Here is a 21,844-nt window from a genome sequence, read left to right as displayed (position 1 = left end):
GGCGTCACTCAGCCGAGCAGGCCGGCCGTCGCGTCCGCGATCGCCTGCTGGACGTCGCGATCCTCGTAGGCGTGCTTGTGGATCGAGTAGTCGAGCGAGGTCCCGTCGTGCGCGCACACGACGTCTCCGGTGATGCAGGCCTCCACCGTGCGCTCGGTGAGGTCGCCGAGGTCGGGCCCGGGCCCGAGGATGCCGGGGCTCGTCGGCTCCGGGCCGGAGAGGTCGACGCGGTGCACGTCCGACTGCGGGTCTCGCACGGGGCTGCCGACCAGCACGAGGGCATCGACCTTGCGACCGAGGGCGGGTCGGGCGGCCAACTCCTCCCGGGCGATCTGCGAGCCCTGGCTGAAGCCGATCACGACGAGGCGTGAGTCCGGGCAGTCGGCCGTCGCGGTCCGCACCGCCGATCGGAGCAGCTCGCGTCCCTGGTCGACGTCCTGCGTGTACTCGGTCATCCCCGCTGGTCGGCTGCGGTGCCGGATCGCCTCGACGTCGACGTCACCACCGAGCTGGTCCGAGAGCGCGGCGGCGATGCCGCGCACCTCCGCGCCGAGTCCGCCGTTGGCCTCCGGCGACTGCCCCTGGCCCCGGATCCCCACGATCGTGGTGTCGGGACAGGCGTCGGCCGGGCGCTCGGCGGCCCCGGAGCCGCAGCCCGCGAGGAGCAGCGCGCCCGCGATCGCGGCTGGCAGTCTCATGGGCACATCGTGGCATCAGCCCGACCCGCCCCGGCCCGCGGATCAGTCGAAGTCGGGGTTGTCGATGTCGAACAGGTCCGCCGCGGCGCCGACGATGAGCGGATCGGGAACGCCGACGACGTCGGTGTCCTTGCCGGGATAGTCGAAGCGGTGCAGGACGTGGCGGATCGCCTCGAGCCGGGCCCGCTTCTTGTCGTTGCTCTTGACCACCGTCCAGGGGGACCGCTTCGTGTCGGTCTTCTTGAACATGGCCTCCTTCGCCTCGGTGTACTCGTCCCAGCGGTCGAGCGAGGCGAGGTCCATCGGCGAGAGCTTCCACTGCCGCACCGGGTCGATCTGGCGGATCGTGAACCGGGTGAGCTGCTCGGCACGACCGACGGAGAACCAGAACTTCACGAGGTGGACGCCGTCGCCGGTGAGCATCTTCTCGAACGCCGGCGCCTGCCGGTAGAACTCGCCGTACTGCTCGGGCGACGCGAAGCCCATGACCCGCTCGACGCCCGCGCGGTTGTACCAGGACCGGTCGAAGAACACGATCTCCCCGCGGGTCGGCAGGTGCCGGGCGTAGCGCTGGAAGTACCACTGGCCGGCCTCGACCTCCGTCGGCTTCTCCAGCGCCACGACGCGCGCACCGCGCGGGTTGAGCCACTCGGTGAACCGCTTGATCGTGCCACCCTTGCCCGCCGCGTCACGGCCCTCGAAGACGAGCACGAACCGCTGCCCCGTGTCCTTGATCCAGTACTGCAGCTTGAGCAGCTCGATCTGCAGCCGACGCTTCTGCGTCTCGTACTCCTCGCGCGTCATCTTCGTGTCGTACGGATAGCCGTCGCGCCACGTCTCGACCACGTTGCCGTCCGGGTCGATCAGGACGGGATCGTCGTCATCGTCGTCGACGACGGTGAAGCCCTCGGGGATACGCGTCAGCAGGGAGGAGGGGAGCATGGCACGAACGTATACGCGGGCGGGGTGAACGGATGGTGAAGCAGGCACGCCGCTGGAGGCCGTCCTGCCCGGCTCACTAGGATGGAGACCATGTCGTCTCCCGAGATCTCCCGCGACGACGTCGCCCACCTGGCGAGCCTCGCGCGGATCGAACTGTCCGAGGCGGAACTGGACCGACTCGGCGCCGAGCTGCCCGCCATCCTCGAGCACGTCAAGGTCGTCCAGGGCGTCGCCGGTGACGACGTGGCCGCCATGAGCCACCCGGTCCCGGTGACCAACGTGTTCCGCCCCGACGAGGTCGTCCCCGGCCTCACGCCCGAGGAGGCACTCGCGATGGCCCCGGCCAGCGAGGAGCAGCGCTTCCTCGTGCCCAAGATCCTGGGAGAAGAATGACCGACCTGACCCGCTCGTCCGCGGCCGATCTCGCCGCGGCGCTCGCCGACGGCAGCGTGACCTCGGTCGAGGCCACGCAGCAGCACCTCGACCGCATCGCCGCGGTCGACGGTGAGATCCACGCCTTCCTGCACGTCGACGCCGAGGGTGCGCTGGCGACGGCGGCCGACGTCGATCGCCGCCGGGCCGCGGGTGAGGACCTGCACGCGCTCGCCGGCGTGCCGATCGCGGTCAAGGACGTGCTCACGACCGTCGGCCTGCCGACGACGTGCGGCTCGAAGATGCTCGAGGGCTGGATCCCGCCCTACGACGCCACCGTCGTGAGCCGGCTCAAGGCCGCGGGACTGCCGATCCTGGGCAAGACCAACATGGACGAGTTCGCGATGGGCTCGTCGACCGAGCACTCCGCGTACGGTCCGACCCGCAACCCGTGGGACACGGACCGCATCCCGGGCGGATCCGGTGGCGGCTCGGCCGCCGCCGTCGCGGCGTTCGAGGCCCCGCTGGCGATCGGCACCGACACCGGTGGCTCGATCCGCCAGCCCGGCGCCGTCACCGGCACGGTGGGCGTCAAGCCGACCTACGGCGGCGTCTCGCGCTACGGCCTCGTCGCGATGGCCAGCAGCCTCGACCAGGCCGGCCCCGTGACCCGCACGGTCCTCGACGCGGCCCTGCTGCACGAGGTCATCGCCGGTCACGATCCGCGCGACTCCACGAGCCTGGCCGTGCCGGTGCCCCCCGTCGTCGAGGCCGCGCGTCGCGCCGACGTGGCGGGCCTGCGGATCGGCGTCGTCACCGAGCTCGGTGGGGAGGGCTTCGAGCCCGGCGTCCGCCAGCGGTTCGACGAGTCGATCGAGCTGCTCGAGAAGGCCGGCGCGCAGATCGTCGAGGTCTCGTGCCCGAACTTCGTGCACGGTCTGGCCGCGTACTACCTCGTGATGCCCAGTGAGGTCAGCAGCAACCTCGCCAAGTTCGACGCCATGCGCTACGGACTGCGCGTCACGCCCGAGGGTCTCGTGGACCCCAGCGCCGAGCAGGTCATGGCCGCATCGCGCGACGCGGGCTTCGGCGACGAGGTCAAGCGCCGCATCATCCTGGGCACGTACGCGTTGTCCAGCGGCTACTACGACGCCTACTACGGCTCGGCGCAGAAGGTCCGCACGCTCATCGCGCAGGACTTCGAGAACGCCTTCGCGCAGGTCGACGTGCTGGCCTCGCCCACCGCGCCGACGGTCGCGTGGCCGTTGGGCGAGAAGCTCGACGACCCGCTGGCCATGTACCTGCAGGACATCGCCACGATCCCGGCCAACCTCGCCGGCGTCCCCGGCATCTCGGTGCCGGTCGGCCTGTCCGAGGGTCTGCCGGTCGGCCTGCAGTTCCTCGCCCCCGCGCTGGCCGACGACCGTCTCTACAACGCCGCGGCCGCGCTCGAGCGCCTGCTGGTCGAGCGTGACGGTGCCGCCTTCGCCTCGCTCGCCCCCGAACTGGAGGTCGCCCGATGAGCAGCCCGACGCTCGTGAAGTTCGAGGACGCGCTGACCCGCTACGAGCCGGTCATGGGCCTGGAGGTCCACGTCGAGCTGAACACCGCCACGAAGATGTTCTGCGGGTGCCCGACCGAGTTCGGCGCCGAGCCGAACACGCAGGTCTGCCCCGTGTGCCTGGGTCTGCCCGGTGCGTTGCCGGTCGTCAACGCGAAGGCGATCGAGTCCGCGATCCGCATCGGCCTGGCGCTCAACTGCGACATCGCCGCGTGGTGCCGGTTCGCGCGGAAGAACTACTTCTACCCGGACATGCCGAAGAACTTCCAGACCTCGCAGTACGACGAGCCGATCGCCTTCGACGGCCACGTCGACCTGGACGTCGACGGTGAGACGTACCGGATCGAGATCGAGCGCGCCCACATGGAGGAGGACACCGGGAAGTCGCTGCACGTCGGCGGCAGCACGGGCCGCATCCATGGCGCCGACCACTCGCTGCTGGACTACAACCGCGCCGGCATCCCGCTGATCGAGATCGTCACCAGGACGATCCACGTGCCCGGTGACAAGGCGCCCGCCGTGGCCCGCGCCTACGTCAACTACCTGCGCGACCTCATGGTCGCCCTCGATGTCTCGGACGCGCGCATGGACCAGGGCTCGCTGCGCGCCGACGTCAACCTGTCGCTCACGCCGCTCGGCAGCGGTGTGCTGGGCACGCGGTCGGAGACGAAGAACGTCAACTCGTTCCGCTCGGTCGAGCGCGCCGTCCGCTACGAGATCGGCCGCCACGCGGGGATCCTCGACGCCGGCGGCTCCGTCGTCCAGGAGACCCGGCACTTCCACGAGTCCGACGGCAGCACGTCGGCCGGTCGTCCCAAGTCCGACGCCGACGACTACCGCTACTTCCCCGAGCCCGATCTCGCGCCCGTCGCGCCCGACCCGGCCTGGGTGGAGCAGTTGCGTGGCACGCTGCCCGAGCCGCCGGCCGAGCGCCGCAAGCGGCTGCAGGTCGAGTGGGGCTTCAGCGATCTCGACATGCGCGACACGGTCGGTGCCGGTGCGCTCGACCTCGTCGCCCTGACGATCGCCGCGGGCACGCCGCCGGCCGCCGCGAAGAAGTGGTGGCTCGGCGAGCTCGCGCGCACCGCGAACGAGCAGGGCACGGACGTGTCCGCGCTGGCCATCACGCCGGTGCAGGTCGCCCAGGTCCAGGGCCTGATCGACGCCGGCCGGATCAACGACAAGCTCGCTCGTCAGGTGTTCGAGGGCGTGCTGGCCGGCGAGGGCGAGCCGGAGGCCGTCGTCGTGGCCCGCGGGCTCGAGGTCGTCTCCGACGACGGCGCGCTCGGCGAGGCCGTCGACCGCGCGATCGCGAACGACCCTGACGCGGCGCAGAAGATCCGCGACGGCAAGGTCGCCGCGGCCGGCGCGCTGATCGGCTTCGTGATGAAGGAGATGCGCGGACAGGCCGACGCCGGCCGCGTCCGCGAGCTCATCATCGAGAAGCTGTCCTGACGGTCTGAGCCCGGCTGACCCTCGGGTCGGTCGGGCCTCAGTCCCGTCCGGTGCCCTCCAACTGGGCGTACGTGTGCCGGACGGTCTCGTGGATGAAGCCGAGCTTCTCGGCGACGGCGGCGTTGATCAGGAACGGGTAGAGGTCGTCCTTGCCCATCGACCGGTTGATCCGGTTGAGCAGGACCGAGACCCAGCGCCAGTCGTCGAGGATCTCGTCGAAGTCGGGCTCGTCGGTCGCCTTGGGCGGCGCGAGATCGCCGCCGGGCGTGCGGCCGCCTTCGCGGGCCTGCAGGATCAGGCCGGACCACGCGGCGGTGTCGAGCGTGTCCGTGATGTGCAGGTAGTGGGCGAAGCACTCCGCGAAGTCCTCCCACGGGTGCATCGTGGCGTACTCGGAGATGAACGCGTCGCGCCAGTCGTCGGGTGCCCCGAACCTGTAGTGGCGGTCGATCGCGTCGGAGTAGCTCGCGCGCTCGTCCCCGAAGAGGGCGCGCACGCGGTCGATCAGCTCGGGGCGAGCTCGGAACAGCAGCATCTCGAAGTAGTGGCCGACCTCGTGCCGGAAGTGTCCGAGCATCGTCCGGTAGGGCTCGCCGAGGCGGATCCGCAGCCGCTCGCGGTGGTCGGCGAGCGACTCGGCGAGGTCGATCGTGATGATCCCGTTGGCGTGACCGATCGTGACCCGCTCGCCCTCGCTCAGGCTCGAGAGCAGGTCGAAGCCGAGCCCGCCCTCGTAGACGTCCCACGGCAGGATCGGCAGGCCCAGGTCCATCAGCTGGTGCACGAGCATGCGCAGCCGCGCAGCGGTGTCGGCGAGCTTCTCCAGGGCGATCGTGTCGTCGGCGGCGGGACGCCGGCGGATCAGCCGGCACGCGAGGCACGTGCCCGAGCCGGTGTCGTCGGCGGCCAGCCAGTTGCAGCGCCACGACCGGTTCGTGCACGCGAACCACGTCGTCCCGTCGATCTCGATCCCCGCCCGATCGAGGGGGTGGAACGTCGAGGTCGGGTGGTGGAACGCGAACTCGGTCTCGCACTCCCCGCAGCCGAGGTCCTCGAACTCGACGAACGCATGACAGCGGGGGCAGGTGAGGGCACGCACGTCCGGAGCCTAGCCTCGCCGCGTGCGGCCCGCGCCCGGGAGGCGGGGCTCCGATGCGCGTGCGAGGGTCGAGACATGAGTACGGATGATGCCCTCGAGACGGTCGCCACGATCATGCGCGACACCCGGTTCGCCACCCTGACGTACGTGTCGCGTGAGGGAGCGCTGGTGTCGACGCCGATGGGCACGCAGGACTTCGACCACCCCGGCACGACGTGGTTCCTGACCGAGCGCAGCAGCGAGAAGGCGCAGGCGATCGCCGCCGATCCACGCGTGAACGTGGCGTACGCGAGTGACTCGGGCTGGGTCTCGATCGCCGGCACGGCCCAGGTCAGCGATGACCGCGCGAAGATCGAGCAGCTGTGGGACGCCTCCGCCGGCGCGTTCATGTCCGGCGGTCCCGACGACGCCGAGAACGTGGCGCTGCGCATCGAGGCGACGACGGCCGAGTACTGGGAGTCGCCCGGCAAGGTGAGCGCCGCGATCCAGCTCGTGAAGGGCCTCGTGACCGACGCGCAGCCCGACCTCGGGGACAACGACACGATCCGGCTCTGAGCGCGGTACCCCCGGCGAGCCGACGGCCTAGAGTCGAAGTCGTGGATGAGCAGCGCACGGTCGACCTCGTGCTCGAGGGCGGGGGAGTCAAGGGCATCGCGCTCGTCGGCGCCGCGACGGCGCTCGTCGAGCACGGGTACACCTTCGCCCGGATCGGCGGCTCGTCCGCGGGAGCGCTCGTCGGCTCGATCATGGCGGCGATGCAGCAGGCCGGTGAGCCGTTCGGCCGGGTCGACGAGATCATGCGCACGATCGACTACACGGCGTTCCTCGATCGGCGTCCGGGGCTGCGGTTCCTCGGCTGGTGGCCGCGCGCGGCCGATGCGTGGGGAGTCCTGTTCCACCTCGGCGCCCATCCCGGCCGGTACCTGGACGACTGGGTGCGCGGCGTGCTCGCCGACCTCGGGGTGCGCACGTTCGGCGATCTCGCGTTCGACGATCCCGGCAGCGCCCTGCCGCCGGGGCAGTCGTACCGACTCGTCATCACCGCGAGCGACCTGTCGCGGCAACGGGTCATGTACCTGCCGTGGGACCTGCCGGCACACGGTCACGACGCGGACGCGTACCCGGTCGCCCGTGCCGTCCGGGCCTCGGCCGCGATCCCGTTCCTGTTCGAGCCCGTGCGGCTGAAGTCCCCCTTCGGGACGCTGACGCTCGCGGACGGCTCGCTCCTGCGCAGCTACCCGATCGAGATCTTCGACCGTCGCGACGGGCAGCCGAGCCGGTGGCCGACGCTCGGGGTGCGGCTCAGCTCGCCCGCGGGGGAGCGGGCCAAGGCCAAGCCCGTGACGGGCCCGCTGTCGTTGCTGACGAACCTGATCTTCACGACGGTCGACTCGACCCAGGTCCGGCACGTGAGCGATCCGGCGGCCCTCGACCGCAGCATCTTCGCGAAGCCGCGGGGGGTGCGCTGGACCGACTTCGACCTGACGAGCGAGCAGCGGCAGGGGCTCTTCGATGCGGGCCATCGCGCGGCCTCGCGCTGGATCTCGCGTCATCCCCACGGTCCGGCCGTGCCGGAGCCGGGCACGGGACCGATCGAGGTCGAGGCCCACAGCGCGACCGAGTGAAGTCCTCACCTTCACTTTCCTCAAATAAAGGCATATGCTTCATTTCATGGAGATGAAGCCCCCGGCTTCCGACGAGCGCGTGGCCATGGTCGGTGACCTCGTCGGCTCGCGCCGGCTGCCGTCGCGCGCGCAGGTCCAGCAGGAGCTGCTCGCGGCGCTCGACGTCGCCAACCGCCTCGTGCCCGCCGTCCAACCACTCGAGCCCACGATCGGCGACGAGTTCCAGGCGGTGCACGAGACCCTCGCCGACGCACTGCTGGCCGCGCTCGTCGTCCGGCTCGCTCTGCCCGAGCAGATGGATGCGAGGGTGGGACTGGGCGTGGGGACCTTCGAAGTCGTCGGTCGCTCGGAGTACGGTCTCACCCAGGACGGGCCCGCGTGGTGGGACGCCCGCGCCGCGATCGACGAGGTCGGCCGGCGCGAGTCGCGCCAGGTCGGTCTGCGCACGTGGGTGCAAGGAGGGGGAATCGTGAACGCGTACGCCATGAGCCGCGACCAGCTGGTCAGCGACTTCGACGGTCGCCAGCGGCGGCTCGTGCTGGGTCTGCTTCAGGGCCGCACGCAGCGCGAGCTGGCCGAGGCCGAGGCCATCTCGGCCTCCGCCGTCTCCCAGTCACTGCGGCGCTGCGGTGCCTTCGCAGTGCTCGACGGACTCGAGCAGGTGCGCTGATGGCGCTGCTCGCCCTCGTCCTGCTCGCCGTATGCCTGGCCGAGTACCTGCGCCACTTCGACTCCGGCTGGCCCTTGCTCCTCGAGATCGTCGCGATGGGCGCCCTCGTGATGCTGGCCGCCTACGGCCTCGGCTACGGCCCCGGCGCGGGCTGGCTGCCCGTCGTGGTCGGTCTGTGGTGGGCCAGCGCCCGCTCCGTGCCGTCGTGGCAGGTGCCCGGGATGGTCGTCACGGCCGTCGCGGGCGTGCTGGCCCTCATCGCCTCACCCGCGATCGACCGCGCCGAGCCGCCGCTGCTCGACTGGTACACGTCGCTGGAGATTCCCGCCCTCGACGGGGTCTCGCTCGACCAGTTCGTGCTGGCCGCCGTCACCGTGGTCGCGCTCGTCGGACCGGCGAACGCCGTCGTCCGGGTCGCCCTCGACCACGTGGGTTCGGGCCTGCTGGCCGAGGAGCGACGACTCAAGGGCGGCCGGGTGATCGGCCCGCTCGAGCGGATCCTCGTGTTCGGCTTCGCGGTCGGCGGCAACTACGGCGGCGTCGCGGCGATCTTGGCCGCCAAGGGCATCCTGCGCTTCCCGGAGATCTCCCGCGACGACGGCGACGGCTCGCGGGCCGAGTACGTCCTCGTCGGCAGCTTCGTCAGCTGGACCCTCGCGCTCGTCCTCGTGCCGCTTCTGTGACTGCGCGGTCCCACAGGAAGATGTCCGCCGAGGCGCCGTCGCCGACGACGAGATTCGTCGCCAGCGAATCGAACGCGACGAAACGGCCATCGGCCGACACGGCGAGTCGGTCCATGTAGGTGCTGTCGTTCGCCTGCTGGCCGTCGTGGGCACGGGTGATCATGCGCACCGTGCCGGACTCGCGGCTCCACACGAAGACGTCGCGGGCGGCGTTGGCATCGCCGGGGACGAGGTCAGCGGAGCCCGAGACGAAGGCGACAGTGCGGCCGTCGGAGGAGACGGCGAAGGATTGTGAACTGAACTCGGCCGCGCGACCATCCGAGCGCGCCGACACCAGCGTTGTCGTGCCGGTCGTCGGGTCCCAACGGAACACGTCGTCACGGTCGTTCGTGTCGGATGTGACGAGATTGCTCGCCCCCGAGACGTAGAAGACGCTTCCGTCATCGCTGACTCTCGGGCTGTACGAGGTGTCGTTCGGGATGGCCCCGTCGGGTGCCCGCGAAGCGAGCACGGTGTCCCCGGTCGTGCGGTCCCAGCGGTACACCTTGACCGAGTTGTCGGTGACTCCTTCGACGATCTCCATCGGGGACTGGCCCGCAGCGAAGGCCACGTACCGCCCGTTGGCGGACATCGACGTGCCCCCGACCGTGACACGCTGCCCGTCGAGTTCGGTCGAGACGAGCGTCAGTTCGTCGGTCTCGCGATCCCACGTGTACGCGCTGGGGGACGAGCCATCGCCCACGAAGGTCACGTACCGGCCGCTCTCGGAGATCGCCACCGGGGTCGGCCCGCTGAAGTGCCGCCCACCGACCGAGTCGGAGGTCGCGGTGACCTTCCCGCTGGCGCGGTCCCAGATGTAGAAGCGCTGGTTGTCATGGCGTGAGGGAGTCGTGCCGGCCACGAGATCGGTCGCCTTCGACGCGAACAGGATCGTGCTGCCATCGTCGGAGATCAGGGGAGAGGACGAGTGGTCGTTCGCCGGATCGCCCGTGGCCGCGCGTGACACCAGGGTGGTCGTACCGGTGGAGCGATCGAGCAGGAAGACGTCGATCTTGCGGTTCGTGTCACCCTCGACGAGATTGGCGGCACCGGAGGTGAAGGCCACGAAGCGTCCGTCGGCGGAGACGGACGCCCCCGAGGAGCTGTTGTCGGCCTGCGCGCCTGCCAGGCCGTTCGTGATCTTCGTGATGCCGTTGGGTCCCGGAACGGGCGGCGCCACGGAGTACACCCGCTCGGTGAACGCGGCCGAGGCTCCGTCGTCGTCGGTGAGCGTGAGGGTGACCGTGTAGGTACCCGGATCGTCGAACGTGTGGGTGACGACCTCGCCGGTCGTCCGCGTGCCGTCGCCGAAGTCCCAGTCGCGACTCACGATCGTGCCGTCGAAGTCCACCGACTCGCTCGAGTCGAAGGTGATGGCCCAGGGTGCGGGGCCGCGCGGTTCGGTCGTGGAGAAGGAGGCTCGCGGGGCCCGGTTGGCGGGCGGTTCGTTGACGTACATCCTGTTGGAGTACGTCCGAGAGGCTCCGTCGTCGTCCGTGGCTGTCAGTGCCACCAGGAAGGTCCCGGTGTTCATGAACGTGTGAATCGGCTTCAGGCCGGTGCCGGTCGACCCATCGCCGAAGTCCCAGTCGTAGCTGACGACGTGGCCGTCGCGGTCGTGGGTCTTCGGGTCGCCGTAGATCATGAACTCGTAGGGCACACCGACGGTCGCGGTGTTGTTCGGTCCGAAGGTGGCGTAGGGAAGCTGGTTGGCAGCCGTCGTCGCGGTGGCGGAGGTCACCGCAGGACACGTGGAGGTGGCGGCGACCGTCGCGCGGTACGTGGTGGCCTTCGCGAGAGTCGACGCGGTGCGCGCGATGGAGTATCGGCCAGCGGCATCCGTGCGCGCCGTGAGCGTGGGGACGCCGGGGGCTGACAAGACGACTGTGCGAGATCGTGAGCACGTCGCGAGACTCGGGTTGGCCAGGACACCGGACACCGCGGTCGACGTGATCGTGAGGCTGAGCGAGGCGGGACGTACGGTGAGCAGCCGCCCGGCGTGGCGACAGCCCTTCTTCGGCGTGGTCTTGACGACGTAGTAGCCGGGTCCGGGCGTCACGGGAATGCGAAAGGCCCCCGATCGCGTGGTCCTCACCGTGCGCTCGGTCCGATATGAGGGTGCGCGCTGCAGGACGACCTTGCGCGCCGCCCGGCACGTCCGGCTCGACGTGAGGTGCCCCGACACCGCATTGCCGGCGTAGGCGACGCTCATCGTCACCTTCGTCGCCGCCTCGGCCGGGGGTGCCAGGACGATGAGGGAGACGACGAGTCCCACGGCCGTCAGTACGGCCGATGCAGCACGATTCACGGACGAATCCTACCGAGCCGCGCCGAACGCCGGAGCGGATCGCAGGCGCAGATCCGGCGGTCGTAACCTAGGTGCCATGACCGAGACCCCCGACTCACGCGAGATCGACATCAAGCCCCGCAGTCGCGATGTCACCGACGGCCTGGAGAAGACCGCGGCGCGCGGCATGCTCCGCGCGGTGGGCATGGGGGACGACGACTGGGAGAAGCCCCAGATCGGCGTCGCGTCGAGCTGGAACGAGATCACGCCGTGCAACCTGTCGCTCGACCGGCTCGCGAAGGCGGTCAAGGTGGGCGTGCACGCCGGCGGCGGGTACCCGCTCGAGTTCGGCACGATCAGCGTCTCGGACGGCATCAGCATGGGCCACGAGGGCATGCACTTCAGCCTCGTCAGCCGCGAGATCATCGCCGACTCGGTCGAGACCGTCATGATGGCCGAGCGCCTCGACGGCTCCGTGCTCCTCGCCGGCTGTGACAAGTCCCTGCCGGGCATGCTGATGGCCGCGGCCCGGCTCGACCTGGCCAGCGTCTTCCTCTACGCCGGCTCGATCATGCCGGGCAACGTCGACGGCAAGGACGTCACGATCATCGACGCCTTCGAGGCCGTCGGCGCGTGCATCAAGGGCCTCATCACGCGCGAGGAGGTCGACCGCATCGAGCGGGCGATCTGCCCCGGCGAGGGCGCGTGCGGCGGCATGTACACCGCCAACACGATGGCCTCGGCCGCCGAGGCGCTCGGCATGAGCCTGCCCGGCTCGGCCGCGCCGCCGGCCCCCGACCGCCGTCGCGACGACTACGCCAAGAAGTCCGGCGAGGCCGTCGTGAACATGCTCCGCCAGGGCATCACGACGCGCGACATCATGACGCTCGAGGCGTTCGAGAACGCGATCACGATGGTGATGGCGCTCGGTGGCTCGACGAACGCGGTGCTCCACCTGCTCGCGATCGCCCGTGAGGCCGGCGTCCCGTTGACCCTCGACGACTTCAACCGGGTCGGCGACAAGGTCCCGCACCTGGGCGACCTCAAGCCGTTCGGGCGCTACGTCATGAACGACGTCGACAAGGTCGGCGGCATCCCCGTCATCATGAAGGCGCTGCTCGACGCGGGCCTCATGCACGGCGACTGCCTCACGGTCACGGGCCGGACGATGGCCGAGAACCTCGAGGACCTCGACATCGAGCTCGACGGCGACGTCATCCGGCCGCTCGACCGACCGATCCACAAGACCGGTGGCCTGACCATCCTGCGTGGCTCGCTCGCGCCCGAGGGAGCGGTCGTCAAGAGCGCCGGGTTCGACTCCGACGTCTTCCGCGGCACGGCACGCGTCTTCGACGGCGAGCGCGCCGCGATGGACGCTCTCGAGGACGGGACGATCGCCGCGGGCGACGTCGTCGTCATCCGCAACGAGGGACCCAAGGGTGGCCCCGGCATGCGCGAGATGCTCGCGATCACCGGAGCGATCAAGGGCGCGGGCCTGGGCAAGGACGTGCTCCTGATGACCGACGGTCGCTTCTCGGGCGGCACGACCGGCCTGTGCGTGGGCCACGTCGCCCCCGAGGCCGTCGACGGCGGTCCCATCGCGTTCGTGCGCGACGGCGACATCATCGAGCTCGACATGGCGAACCGCACCCTCGAGGTCGAGGTCGACGAGGACGAGCTCGCCCGCCGCCGGGAGGGCTGGGAGCCGAACCCGCCGAAGTACACCTCGGGCGTGCTCGCGAAGTACCGCAAGCTCGTCAGCTCGGCCGCCGAGGGCGCCGTCACCGGCTGATCGCCGTTCCGTGACGCGGCGTCGGGGATGGGCGGCAGCGTGGCTCCTGCTGCTGCTGTCGCCCGTGTGTGCCGAGTACCTCTCGGCGTACGACGACACGACGGGGCGCCCGTTCACGCTGGTCTTCGGGCTGCTGTTCTTCGTGCCGCTCTACGGGGCGCCCGCGCTGCTGATCCGCGAGGTCGCCCGGCGCCGCGGACTCGGCTGGCCGGGCATCGTGCTGCTGGCCGTGGCCGCCGGCGTGCTGCAGGCCGGCCTCGTCGACCAGTCGCTGTTCACGGTGGACTATCGCGACATCGACGTCGTCGCCGACTCGGCGAGCGCGACGCTCGTGCCGGTGCTGGGCTTCGGTGCGCTCAACGCCGTCGAGTACGTCACCGGTCACGCGATCTTCTCGTTCGGTGCCCCGATCGCCCTGGCCGAGGCCGTCGGTGGGACCCGCCGGGCGTGGGTCGGACGGTGGGGCCTCGGCGCGGCGGTGCTGGCCTGGGCCGTCGTGGCCGCGCTGATCTGCGTCGACGCGATGCGGACCGAGGACGGTGCCTCGGCGCCCCAGGCCCTCGGTGCCGCCGTCGTCGTCGCCGTGCTGGTCGTGCTGGCGCTGCGGAGCCGGCCGCCGGCGCCGCGTGACGGTCGCGTGCCCCCGCCGTGGCTGACCCTGCTCGGGGCGCTCGTGATCGCCTCGGGGCTGAGCTTCTACCCGGTGTCGTGGTGGGGTCTGGTGATCCTGGTGACCGTCGTGGCGACCCTCGCCGGGTCCCTGTGGGTCCTCGGCCCGCGCCGGGCGTGGACGCCGGTGCACACGGTGGCCGTGGCCCTCGGGGTGCTGCTCTCGCGTGCTCTTCTCGCGTTCACCTACTACCCCGTGGTGGGGCAGACCAGTGCGCTGCAGAAGTACGGTCACAACGTGGCGATGCTCGCGATCGTGCTCGCCGTCGGTGCCGTGGCCTGGCGGTGCGCCGCCCGTGCGACCGAGCGCCCACCGGTCGCCCCGTAGAATCGCCCGGTGCCGACCTTCTCCGACGACGAACTCGCGACCGCCCTCAAGGTGCTGGGTCAGGCGCAGTTCCTCGGTGACGAGGATGAGGCGTACGTCGCCCTGCGCCGTGCGTGCGGGAAGTTCTACAAGGACGTCAAGAAGCAGCGCCGCAAGGCCCGCCGTGACGCCGTCAACGAGGCCGATCGCGAGGTCGTCTCGCTGACCGCCACCGGCTCGCCGCGCCGCATCGACGACGAGACCGCCGGCATCGCGCTCGTCTCGAACACCCGGGGAGCCTCCGCGGGCGTCCTGCAGGTCCCGCGTGGCTGCTACATCTGCAAGCAGAAGTACACGGTCGTCGACGCGTTCTACCATCAGCTCTGCCCCGACTGCGCGGCCCGCAGCCACGCGAAGCGCGACGCGCGCACCGACCTCACGGGACGACGCGCCCTGCTCACCGGCGGCCGCGCCAAGATCGGCATGTACATCGCGCTGCGACTGCTGCGCGACGGCGCGCACCTGACGATCACGACGCGCTTCCCGCGCGATGCCGTCCGGCGGTTCACCGCCCAGCCCGACAGTGCCGAGTGGATCGACCGGCTCAAGATCGTCGGCATCGACCTGCGCGACCCGGCCCAGGTGATCGGCCTGGCCGACGAGGTGGCGGCCTCCGGACCGCTGGACATCCTCATCAACAACGCGGCGCAGACGGTCAAGCGCCAGCCGGGTGCCTACCAGGCGATCGCCGATGCCGAGGCGCAGCCGCTGCCGCAGGGCTTCACCCCCGAGCTCGTGACGTTCGGGCACACGAGCGACGCGCATCCGGCGTCACTCGTCGGCTCGGTCGGATCGCACCCGATGCTCGCCGCGGACGCGATCACCGCCGACGAGCTGACCGCGATCGCCCTCGAGGCCGGCTCGGCCGACCTCGAGCGCATCGACGCCGGGGGACTGCTGCCCGACCTGGTCCACACGAACAGCTGGGTCCAGCACGTCGGACAGGTCGACGCCCTCGAGCTGCTCGAGGTCCAGCTGTGCAACTCGGTCGCGCCGTTCATCCTGATCAGCCGCCTGCGCCCCGCGATGGCCGCCGCGGCCGCGCGCCGCAAGTACGTCGTGAACGTCTCCGCGATGGAGGGTCAGTTCTCGCGCGGCTACAAGGGTCCGGGACACCCGCACACCAACATGGCGAAGGCCGCCCTCAACATGCTCACCCGCACGAGCGCCCTGGAGATGTTCGAGTCCGACGACATCCTGATGACCGCCGTCGACACCGGCTGGATCACCGACGAGCGGCCCCACGTCACGAAGAAGCGGCTGGCCGAGGAGGGCTTCAAGGCCCCGCTCGACCTCGTCGACGGTGCCGCGCGCGTGTACGACCCGATCGTGCGCGGCGAGGCCGGCGACGACCTGTACGGCGTCTTCCTCAAGGACTACGACCCCTTCCCCTGGTGAGCGGGCCGAGACCATGTGTCCGCATTCTGGACGGATATGTCTCAGAACTTGACCACATCCGCCCCACGACGCAGACTGTGGGCGTGCATGCACTGCTTCTCGTAGTCCGCTGACGCGCCGCCTCCCGATGGGACAGCGTGCGCGTCAAACCCTCGTCGCCTCACCGGCCGAGGGTTTTTTCATGCGATGAATCGACTGCGGAACCGAGGGAATACGATGGGAAACCGAGCACCGGCCACGATCACGACGTGGCCGACCGAGGACAAGACGGGTACGGAGATGACCGAGACGGCACCGGAGACGATGACCGGGGCTCAGAGCCTCGTCCGTGCACTGGAGACGGCCGGTGTCGAAGTCATCTTCGGCATCCCCGGGGGAGCGATCCTGCCGGCGTACGACCCGCTGTTCGACTCCTCGATCCGACACATCCTGGTGCGCCACGAGCAGGGCGCCGGCCACGCGGCCCAGGGCTACGCGATGGCGACCGGCAAGGTCGGCGTCTGCATGGCCACGTCGGGCCCGGGCGCGACGAACCTCGTCACGGCGATCGCGGACGCCTACCTGGACTCCGTCCCGATCGTCGCGGTGACCGGTCAGGTCGCGAGCAGCGTCATCGGCTCGGACGCCTTCCAGGAGGCTGACATCCGCGGCATCACGATGCCGATCACGAAGCACAGCTACCTCGTGACCGATCCCGCCGAGATCCCGCGGGTCATCGCCGAGGCGTTCCACATCGCCTCGACCGGCCGGCCGGGACCGGTCCTGGTCGACGTGGCCAAGGACGCCCTGCAGGCCACCACGTCGTTCGCGTGGCCGCACGAGCTCGCGCTGCCGGGCTACCGGCCGACGACGCGCCCCCACAACAAGCAGGTCCGCGAGGCCGCGAGGCTCATCGCGGAGGCCAGCCGCCCCGTGCTGTACGTCGGCGGCGGCGTCATCAAGGCGAACGCCTCGGCTGAGCTGAAGATCCTCGCCGAGCTCACCCAGATCCCCGTCGTCACGACCCTGATGGCCCGTGGTGCGTTCCCCGACTCGCACGAGCTGAACCTCGGCATGCCCGGCATGCACGGATCGGTCGCGGCGGTCGCGGGACTGCAGAGGTCCGACCTGCTGATCACGCTCGGCGCGCGCTTCGACGACCGCGTGACCGGCAACCTCGAGTCCTTCGCGCCCGGCGCCAAGGTCATCCACGCCGACATCGATCCGGCCGAGATCAGCAAGAACCGCACGGCCGACGTGCCGATCGTGGGCGACGCCCGCGAGGTCATCGCCGATCTGGTCCGGGCGCTGCAGAAGCAGTCCGACGAGGACGAGCTGACCGGCGACTACACCGCGTGGCGCCAGTACATCCTCGGTGTGAAGGAGAAGTTCCCGGTCGCGTACGACAAGCCGGCCGAGGGACTCGCCCCGCAGACCGTCATCGAGCGCATCAACGCGATCGCCGGCGCCGAGGCCATCTACAGCTCCGGCGTCGGCCAGCACCAGATGTGGGCCGCGCACTTCATCGACTTCGAGCGTCCCCGCCAGTGGCTCAACTCCGGCGGCGCCGGCACGATGGGCTACGGCGTGCCCGCCGCGATGGGCGCCAAGGTCGGTGCACCCGACCGAGTCGTGTGGGCGATCGACGGCGACGGCTGCTTCCAGATGACCAACCAGGAGTTGGCCACGTGTGCGATCGAGGGCATCCCGATCAAGGTCGCGGTGATCAACAACTCCTCGCTCGGCATGGTGCGCCAGTGGCAGACCCTGTTCTACGACGGGCGCTACTCCAACACCGACCTCAACACCGGTCCGGAGTCGATCGGCGCGCGCCGCATCCCCGACTTCGTCAAGCTCGCCGAGGCGTACGGCTGCGTCGGCCTGCGCTGCGAGAGCGAGGACGACCTCGACGAGGTCATCGAGAAGGCGATGGGCATCAACGACGTTCCCGTCGTGATCGACTTCGTCGTCGAGCGCGACGCGATGGTCTGGCCCATGGTCGCCGCCGGCACGAGCAACGACGACATCAAGATCGCCCGCGATCTGGCCCCCCAGTGGGAAGAAGAGGATCTCTGATGCCCCAACACACCCTGAGCGTGCTCGTCGAGAACACGCCCGGCGTCCTCGCCCGCGTCTCGAGCCTGTTCATGCGCCGCGGCTTCAACATCGACTCGCTGGCCGTCGGTCCCACCGAGATCCCCGAGATCTCGCGCATGACGATCGTCGTCAACGTCGAGGAGCTCCCGCTCGAGCAGGTCACGAAGCAGCTGAACAAGCTCGTCAACGTGCTCAAGATCGTCGAGCTCGACTCCGGCAACGCCGTCGAGCGCGAGCTCATGCTGATCAAGGTCAAGACCGACGCGAGCACCCGTGGCCAGGTCCTCGAGACCGTCCAACTGTTCCGCGCGAAGGTCGTCGACGTCGCCACCGACTCGGTGACGATCGAGGCGACCGGCGACGCCGGCAAGCTGGGCGCGATGCTGAACGTCCTCGAGCCGTTCGGCATCCGCGAGATCGCCCAGTCCGGCCGCGTCGCGATCGGTCGCGGCTCGCGGTCGATCACCGACCGCACCCTGCGCGCCGTGCCCGGCACGGTCGCGGGCTGAATCCGAACCACGGCGCGACTGCGCCCTGCGAACCACCTCAACCAAGGAGAACCGAGAATCGTGGCTGAACTGTTCTACGACGACGACGCCGACCTGTCCCTCATCCAGGGCAAGCACGTGGCCGTGATCGGCTACGGCAGCCAGGGTCACGCCCACGCGCTCAACCTGCGCGACTCCGGCGTCGACGTCCGCATCGGCCTGGCCGAGGGCAGCCGGAGCAAGGCGAAGGCCGAGGCCGAGGGCCTGCGCGTCCTGCCGGTCGCCGACGCCGTGGAGGAGGCCGACGTCGTCGTGATCCTCACGCCCGACCAGGTCCAGCGTCACGTCTACGCCGAGTCGATCGCGCCGAACCTCGCCGCGGGCGACACGCTGGTCTTCGGCCACGGCTTCAACATCCGCTTCGGCTACATCAAGCCAGCCGAGGGCATCGACGTCATCATGGTCGCGCCGAAGGCGCCGGGCCACACCGTCCGCCGTGAGTTCGTCGCGGGCCGTGGCATCCCGGACATCATCGCGGTCGAGCAGGACGCCTCGGGCCAGGCCTGGGACGTTGCGCTGTCGTACGCCAAGGGCATCGGCGGCACCCGCGCGGGCGTCATCAAGACGACGTTCACCGAGGAGACCGAGACCGATCTGTTCGGCGAGCAGGCCGTGCTGTGCGGCGGCGTGTCGCACCTCGTCCAGGCCGGCTTCGAGACGCTCAGCGAGGCGGGCTACCAGCCCGAGATCGCGTACTTCGAGGTCCTGCACGAGCTCAAGCTCATCGTCGACCTGATGTGGGAGGGCGGCATCGCCAAGCAGCGGTGGAGCATCTCCGACACGGCCGAGTACGGCGACTACGTCTCGGGTCCGCGCGTCATCGATGCGGGCGTCAAGGAGCGCATGCAGGACGTCCTCGCCGACATCCAGTCCGGTGCGTTCGCCGAGCGCTTCATCGCGGACCAGGACAACGGCGCCAAGGAGTTCCTCGAGCTGCGCGAGAAGGAGGCCGGCCACCCGATCGAGGCGACCGGCAAGGCGCTGCGCGCCCACTTCGCGTGGAAGCAGTCCGACGACGACTACACGGAGGGCTCGGCCGCGCGCTGACCCACCGGACCCGCTGAGCGTGACGTTCGCGGGGTGTTTCCTCCCGAATCACCCCTCGAACGTCACGCTCAGCGCTTTCCGGGCCGCGGCAGCAGCAGCGCGGGGACGGGGCAGTGGTGCACGATGCGGGTCGCCGTCGAGCCGATGAAGACTCGGGCGACCGGGCCGTGGCGGCTCGAGCCCACGGCGAGCAGATCACCGTTGCCCCACGGATACGCATCGAGCGCCAGGGACCAGCGTTCGCCGGCAGCCACCCCGGCCGCCGAGACGGAGATCTCCGGAGCGAGGTCGGTGATCCGTTCCACCACCTGCTGCTGATGGTCGCGGACGATCTCGCGCCACGCGGCCACGATGCCCTGGTCGGCGAACGCCGCGAAGGCCGTCCGTGCCTCGCTGCGGACGGCGAACGTGACGACCTCGACGCGGCACCCCAGCCACGAGGCGGTCTCGGCGACGATCCGCGCGAGGTCCAGGTCCGACGCCGTGGGATCGACCGCCAGCACGATGCGGTCGATCCGGCCGTCGCTCGTGCGGTGGCCGCGCGGAGCGATCGCGACCGGTGTCTCGGCGCTGTGCGCGAGTCGGTCGTTCGTGCTGCCGAAGGCGATGTGGCCCAGTGGTCCGCTCGACGCCGAGCCCGCCACGAGCACCCGGGCCGACCGCTTCCGGCTCTCCTCCAGCAACGCCTGCGGGATCGAGCGCGAGGTGCGGACACTCATCGACGCCGTGACCTCGGTGCCGAGCCGGGTGCGGGCCTGGGCGAGCGCCTCGTCGGCCTGCGAGCGGACCTGCCGCCTCCACTCGTCGTCCACGCCTGCGAAGTCGCGCAGGGTCTCCCAGCCGTCCTGGACCACGCTGACGACGGCGAGCTCGTCGCCGGAGGTCCGGGCCAGGTCGGCGGCGAGGTCCAGCGCCGCTCCGCTGCGGGCGTCGGCGCCGTAGCCCACGACGATCGTCATGCCGCGTCGCTCTCGGGCGTCCGCTGGTTCAGCCGCGAGTGGCGGTACCCGTAGGCGAAGTACACGATGAAGCCGAGCAGCAGCCACACGACGAAGCGCAGCCACGTCTCGACCGCGAGGCTGGCCATCAGGCCCAGGCACGATGCCACGGTGATGATCGGCAGGACGGGCACCCACGGCGTCCGGAACGGCCGGTCCATGTCCGGCTCGGTCCTGCGCAGCACGATCACGGCGATCGCCACGACCACGAACGCGAACAGGGTGCCGATGCTCACCATCTCGGCCAGCACCGAGATCGGGACGAACCCGGCCAGCAGGACGACGGCACCGACGGTCAGGGCGGTCATCAGCACGGGGGTGCCCCACGTCGGGTGGATGCGCCGGAAGACGTCCGGCAGCAGTCCGTCACGCGACAGGGCGAACCCGATCCGACCCATCGCGACGATGTCGACGAGGATCACGGACGTCAGACCGGCGACGGCGGCGATCCCGATGAGGATGCCGGCCCACTCCAGTCCGACCTGGTCGAAGACGTCCGCGACGGCGTCGCCCTCGGAGAGGTCCTTGTAGTTGACCATGCCCGTCATCACGAGGCACACGCCGACGTACAGGACGGTGCAGATCGCGAGCGTGCCGAGCAGACCCAGCGGCATGTCGCGCTTGGGGTTCTTGGTCTCCTCGCCGAGGTTCGCGACGGCCTCGAAGCCGGAGTAGGCGAAGAACACGACGGCCGCGGCGATGAACACGCCGGCGACGCCGTACGTCGAGGGCTCGATCCCGGTGAGGAACTGCCACAGCGGCGCCTTGAGGCCTTCGGCGGTGCCGTCGCCCGACGGCGGCTGCGACGGCGGGATGAACGGCACGAGGTTCTTGGTGTCGATGTAGAACACGCCGACCGCGATGACGAACACGCACACGATGACCTTGATGATGACCAGGCCGTTCGTGACCCAGGCCGACTCGCGGATACCGCGCATCGCGACCCAGCCCAGCACGATCGTGATGCCGATCGCGCCGATGTTGACGACCGAGCCCTCCTCGGCGAACCACTTCGCAGGCAGGTCGAAGACACCGGCCACGTAGCCGGACCAGCCACGCGCCACGACCGCGGAGCCGAGCGCGAACTCCAGGATCAGGTCCCACGCGATGATCCAGGCGAAGATCTCGCCGATCGTCGTGTAGCTGTACGTGTAGGAACTGCCCGCCGTCGGCACGGCCGAGGCCAGCTCGGCGTAGCAGAGCGCCGCCAGCAGGGCGACCGCGCCGGCGATGAGGAACGAGATCGTCACGGCCGGTCCGGCGTTGTTCTTCGCCTGCAGTCCGGTCAGGGTGAAGATCCCGGTGCCGATGACGATGCCGATCCCGAAGCCGATCAGGTCCCAGGCGGACAGGTGCTGGCGCAGGTTCCCGTGACTCTCGCCCTCACCGTGGGGCTCGTCGTTCTGGTGGATGACGTCGTCGACGCTCTTCTTCCTCAGGACGTCCATGGATCTCCTCGGGTCGCGGTCACCCCGACCGGAGGCGCCTCACAGCACTCTGGTGCCCGTGGGGGACCGC

At 70.2% G+C, this 21,844-nt stretch carries 19 protein-coding genes; 13 read left to right on the top strand and 6 right to left on the bottom strand.

Annotation, left to right across the window (positions count from 1 at the left end; all coding sequences use genetic code 11):
• Nucleotides 1–8: 8 nt before the first annotated feature.
• A complete protein-coding gene (locus ACT26F_RS07765; protein ID WP_471669938.1) occupies nucleotides 9–698 on the bottom strand; it encodes a cutinase family protein in 690 nt (229 codons plus the stop codon).
• A gap of 42 nt (nucleotides 699–740) precedes the next feature.
• A complete protein-coding gene (gene ppk2 / locus ACT26F_RS07760) occupies nucleotides 741–1,640 on the bottom strand; it encodes a polyphosphate kinase 2 (protein WP_471669937.1) in 900 nt (299 codons plus the stop codon).
• A 90-nt stretch (nucleotides 1,641–1,730) separates the two neighbouring features.
• On the opposite strand from ppk2, the gene gatC reads away from it, so the two are divergent.
• From gatC to gatB, 3 genes are read left to right on the top strand one after another with little or no spacing between them, the layout of a single operon-like run.
• Entirely contained in the window at nucleotides 1,731–2,033 is a 303-nt protein-coding gene (gene gatC / locus ACT26F_RS07755; RefSeq protein ID WP_471669936.1) for an Asp-tRNA(Asn)/Glu-tRNA(Gln) amidotransferase subunit GatC, read from the top strand.
• The gene (gene gatA, locus ACT26F_RS07750) at nucleotides 2,030–3,535 is read left to right on the top strand and encodes an Asp-tRNA(Asn)/Glu-tRNA(Gln) amidotransferase subunit GatA (RefSeq protein WP_471669935.1); all 1,506 of its coding nucleotides are present in this window, start codon (nucleotides 2,030–2,032) and stop codon (nucleotides 3,533–3,535) included. The genes gatC and gatA overlap by 4 nt, the downstream gene beginning before the upstream one ends.
• Nucleotides 3,532–5,028 (top strand): Asp-tRNA(Asn)/Glu-tRNA(Gln) amidotransferase subunit GatB, encoded by a 1,497-nt coding sequence (gene gatB / locus ACT26F_RS07745; protein WP_471669934.1) that lies wholly within the window; start codon nucleotides 3,532–3,534, stop codon nucleotides 5,026–5,028. The genes gatA and gatB overlap by 4 nt, the downstream gene beginning before the upstream one ends.
• Before the next feature lie 37 nt (nucleotides 5,029–5,065).
• Here gatB and ACT26F_RS07740 read toward each other — a convergent pair whose 3' ends face one another.
• Nucleotides 5,066–6,127 (bottom strand): zinc-binding metallopeptidase family protein, encoded by a 1,062-nt coding sequence (locus ACT26F_RS07740; RefSeq protein WP_471669933.1) that lies wholly within the window; start codon nucleotides 6,125–6,127, stop codon nucleotides 5,066–5,068.
• Between the two features lie 75 nt (nucleotides 6,128–6,202).
• Here ACT26F_RS07740 and ACT26F_RS07735 point away from each other — a divergent pair, with 75 nt between their 5' ends.
• From ACT26F_RS07735 to ACT26F_RS07720, 4 genes are read left to right on the top strand one after another with little or no spacing between them, the layout of a single operon-like run.
• Nucleotides 6,203–6,682, top strand: a complete 480-nt coding sequence (locus ACT26F_RS07735; protein ID WP_471669932.1) for a pyridoxamine 5'-phosphate oxidase family protein — start codon at nucleotides 6,203–6,205, stop codon at nucleotides 6,680–6,682.
• Nucleotides 6,683–6,723: 41 nt separating this feature from the next.
• Entirely contained in the window at nucleotides 6,724–7,752 is a 1,029-nt protein-coding gene (locus ACT26F_RS07730) for a patatin-like phospholipase family protein (RefSeq protein ID WP_471669931.1), read from the top strand.
• A gap of 46 nt (nucleotides 7,753–7,798) precedes the next feature.
• Entirely contained in the window at nucleotides 7,799–8,422 is a 624-nt protein-coding gene (locus ACT26F_RS07725) for a SatD family protein (RefSeq protein WP_471669930.1), read from the top strand.
• Complete coding sequence (locus ACT26F_RS07720; protein WP_471669929.1) at nucleotides 8,422–9,105, top strand: hypothetical protein; 684 nt, start codon at nucleotides 8,422–8,424, stop codon at nucleotides 9,103–9,105. Before ACT26F_RS07725 ends, ACT26F_RS07720 begins: the two co-directional genes overlap by 1 nt.
• On the opposite strand, the gene ACT26F_RS07715 is transcribed toward ACT26F_RS07720, so the two are convergent.
• The gene (locus ACT26F_RS07715; protein WP_471669928.1) at nucleotides 9,065–11,452 is read right to left on the bottom strand and encodes a PKD domain-containing protein; all 2,388 of its coding nucleotides are present in this window, start codon (nucleotides 11,450–11,452) and stop codon (nucleotides 9,065–9,067) included. The genes ACT26F_RS07720 and ACT26F_RS07715 overlap by 41 nt on opposite strands.
• Nucleotides 11,453–11,528: 76 nt before the next feature.
• Here ACT26F_RS07715 and ilvD point away from each other — a divergent pair, with 76 nt between their 5' ends.
• The 6 genes from ilvD (at nucleotide 11,529) to ilvC (ending at nucleotide 19,328) form a co-directional block, all read left to right on the top strand.
• Nucleotides 11,529–13,223 carry a dihydroxy-acid dehydratase gene (ilvD, locus tag ACT26F_RS07710; RefSeq protein WP_471669927.1) on the top strand — a complete coding sequence of 565 codons (1,695 nt, stop codon included), beginning with the start codon at nucleotides 11,529–11,531 and terminating at the stop codon, nucleotides 13,221–13,223.
• 10 nt (nucleotides 13,224–13,233) lie between these two features.
• Nucleotides 13,234–14,220, top strand: coding sequence for a hypothetical protein (locus tag ACT26F_RS07705; RefSeq protein WP_471669926.1), 987 nt, complete (start codon nucleotides 13,234–13,236; stop codon nucleotides 14,218–14,220).
• A 9-nt stretch (nucleotides 14,221–14,229) separates the two neighbouring features.
• Nucleotides 14,230–15,657 carry an SDR family NAD(P)-dependent oxidoreductase gene (locus ACT26F_RS07700; protein ID WP_471669925.1) on the top strand — a complete coding sequence of 476 codons (1,428 nt, stop codon included), beginning with the start codon at nucleotides 14,230–14,232 and terminating at the stop codon, nucleotides 15,655–15,657.
• Between the two features lie 216 nt (nucleotides 15,658–15,873).
• Nucleotides 15,874–17,712, top strand: coding sequence for an acetolactate synthase large subunit (locus ACT26F_RS07695; protein ID WP_471669924.1), 1,839 nt, complete (start codon nucleotides 15,874–15,876; stop codon nucleotides 17,710–17,712).
• Nucleotides 17,712–18,242 (top strand): acetolactate synthase small subunit, encoded by a 531-nt coding sequence (ilvN, locus tag ACT26F_RS07690; protein ID WP_471669923.1) that lies wholly within the window; start codon nucleotides 17,712–17,714, stop codon nucleotides 18,240–18,242. The genes ACT26F_RS07695 and ilvN overlap by 1 nt, the downstream gene beginning before the upstream one ends.
• An 18-nt stretch (nucleotides 18,243–18,260) precedes the next feature.
• Complete coding sequence (gene ilvC, locus ACT26F_RS07685; protein WP_471671670.1) at nucleotides 18,261–19,328, top strand: ketol-acid reductoisomerase; 1,068 nt, start codon at nucleotides 18,261–18,263, stop codon at nucleotides 19,326–19,328.
• Between the two features lie 68 nt (nucleotides 19,329–19,396).
• Here ilvC and ACT26F_RS07680 read toward each other — a convergent pair whose 3' ends face one another.
• Both ACT26F_RS07680 and ACT26F_RS07675 read right to left on the bottom strand, forming a co-directional pair.
• Nucleotides 19,397–20,287 (bottom strand): universal stress protein, encoded by an 891-nt coding sequence (locus ACT26F_RS07680; RefSeq protein WP_471669922.1) that lies wholly within the window; start codon nucleotides 20,285–20,287, stop codon nucleotides 19,397–19,399.
• Nucleotides 20,284–21,774, bottom strand: coding sequence for an APC family permease (locus ACT26F_RS07675; RefSeq protein ID WP_471669921.1), 1,491 nt, complete (start codon nucleotides 21,772–21,774; stop codon nucleotides 20,284–20,286). Before ACT26F_RS07675 ends, ACT26F_RS07680 begins: the two co-directional genes overlap by 4 nt.
• Between the last annotated feature and the right edge of the window lie 70 nt (nucleotides 21,775–21,844).

Source organism: Aeromicrobium sp. SP1, assembly GCF_055663785.1.
This window is presented reverse-complemented; position numbering and strand designations above follow the sequence as displayed.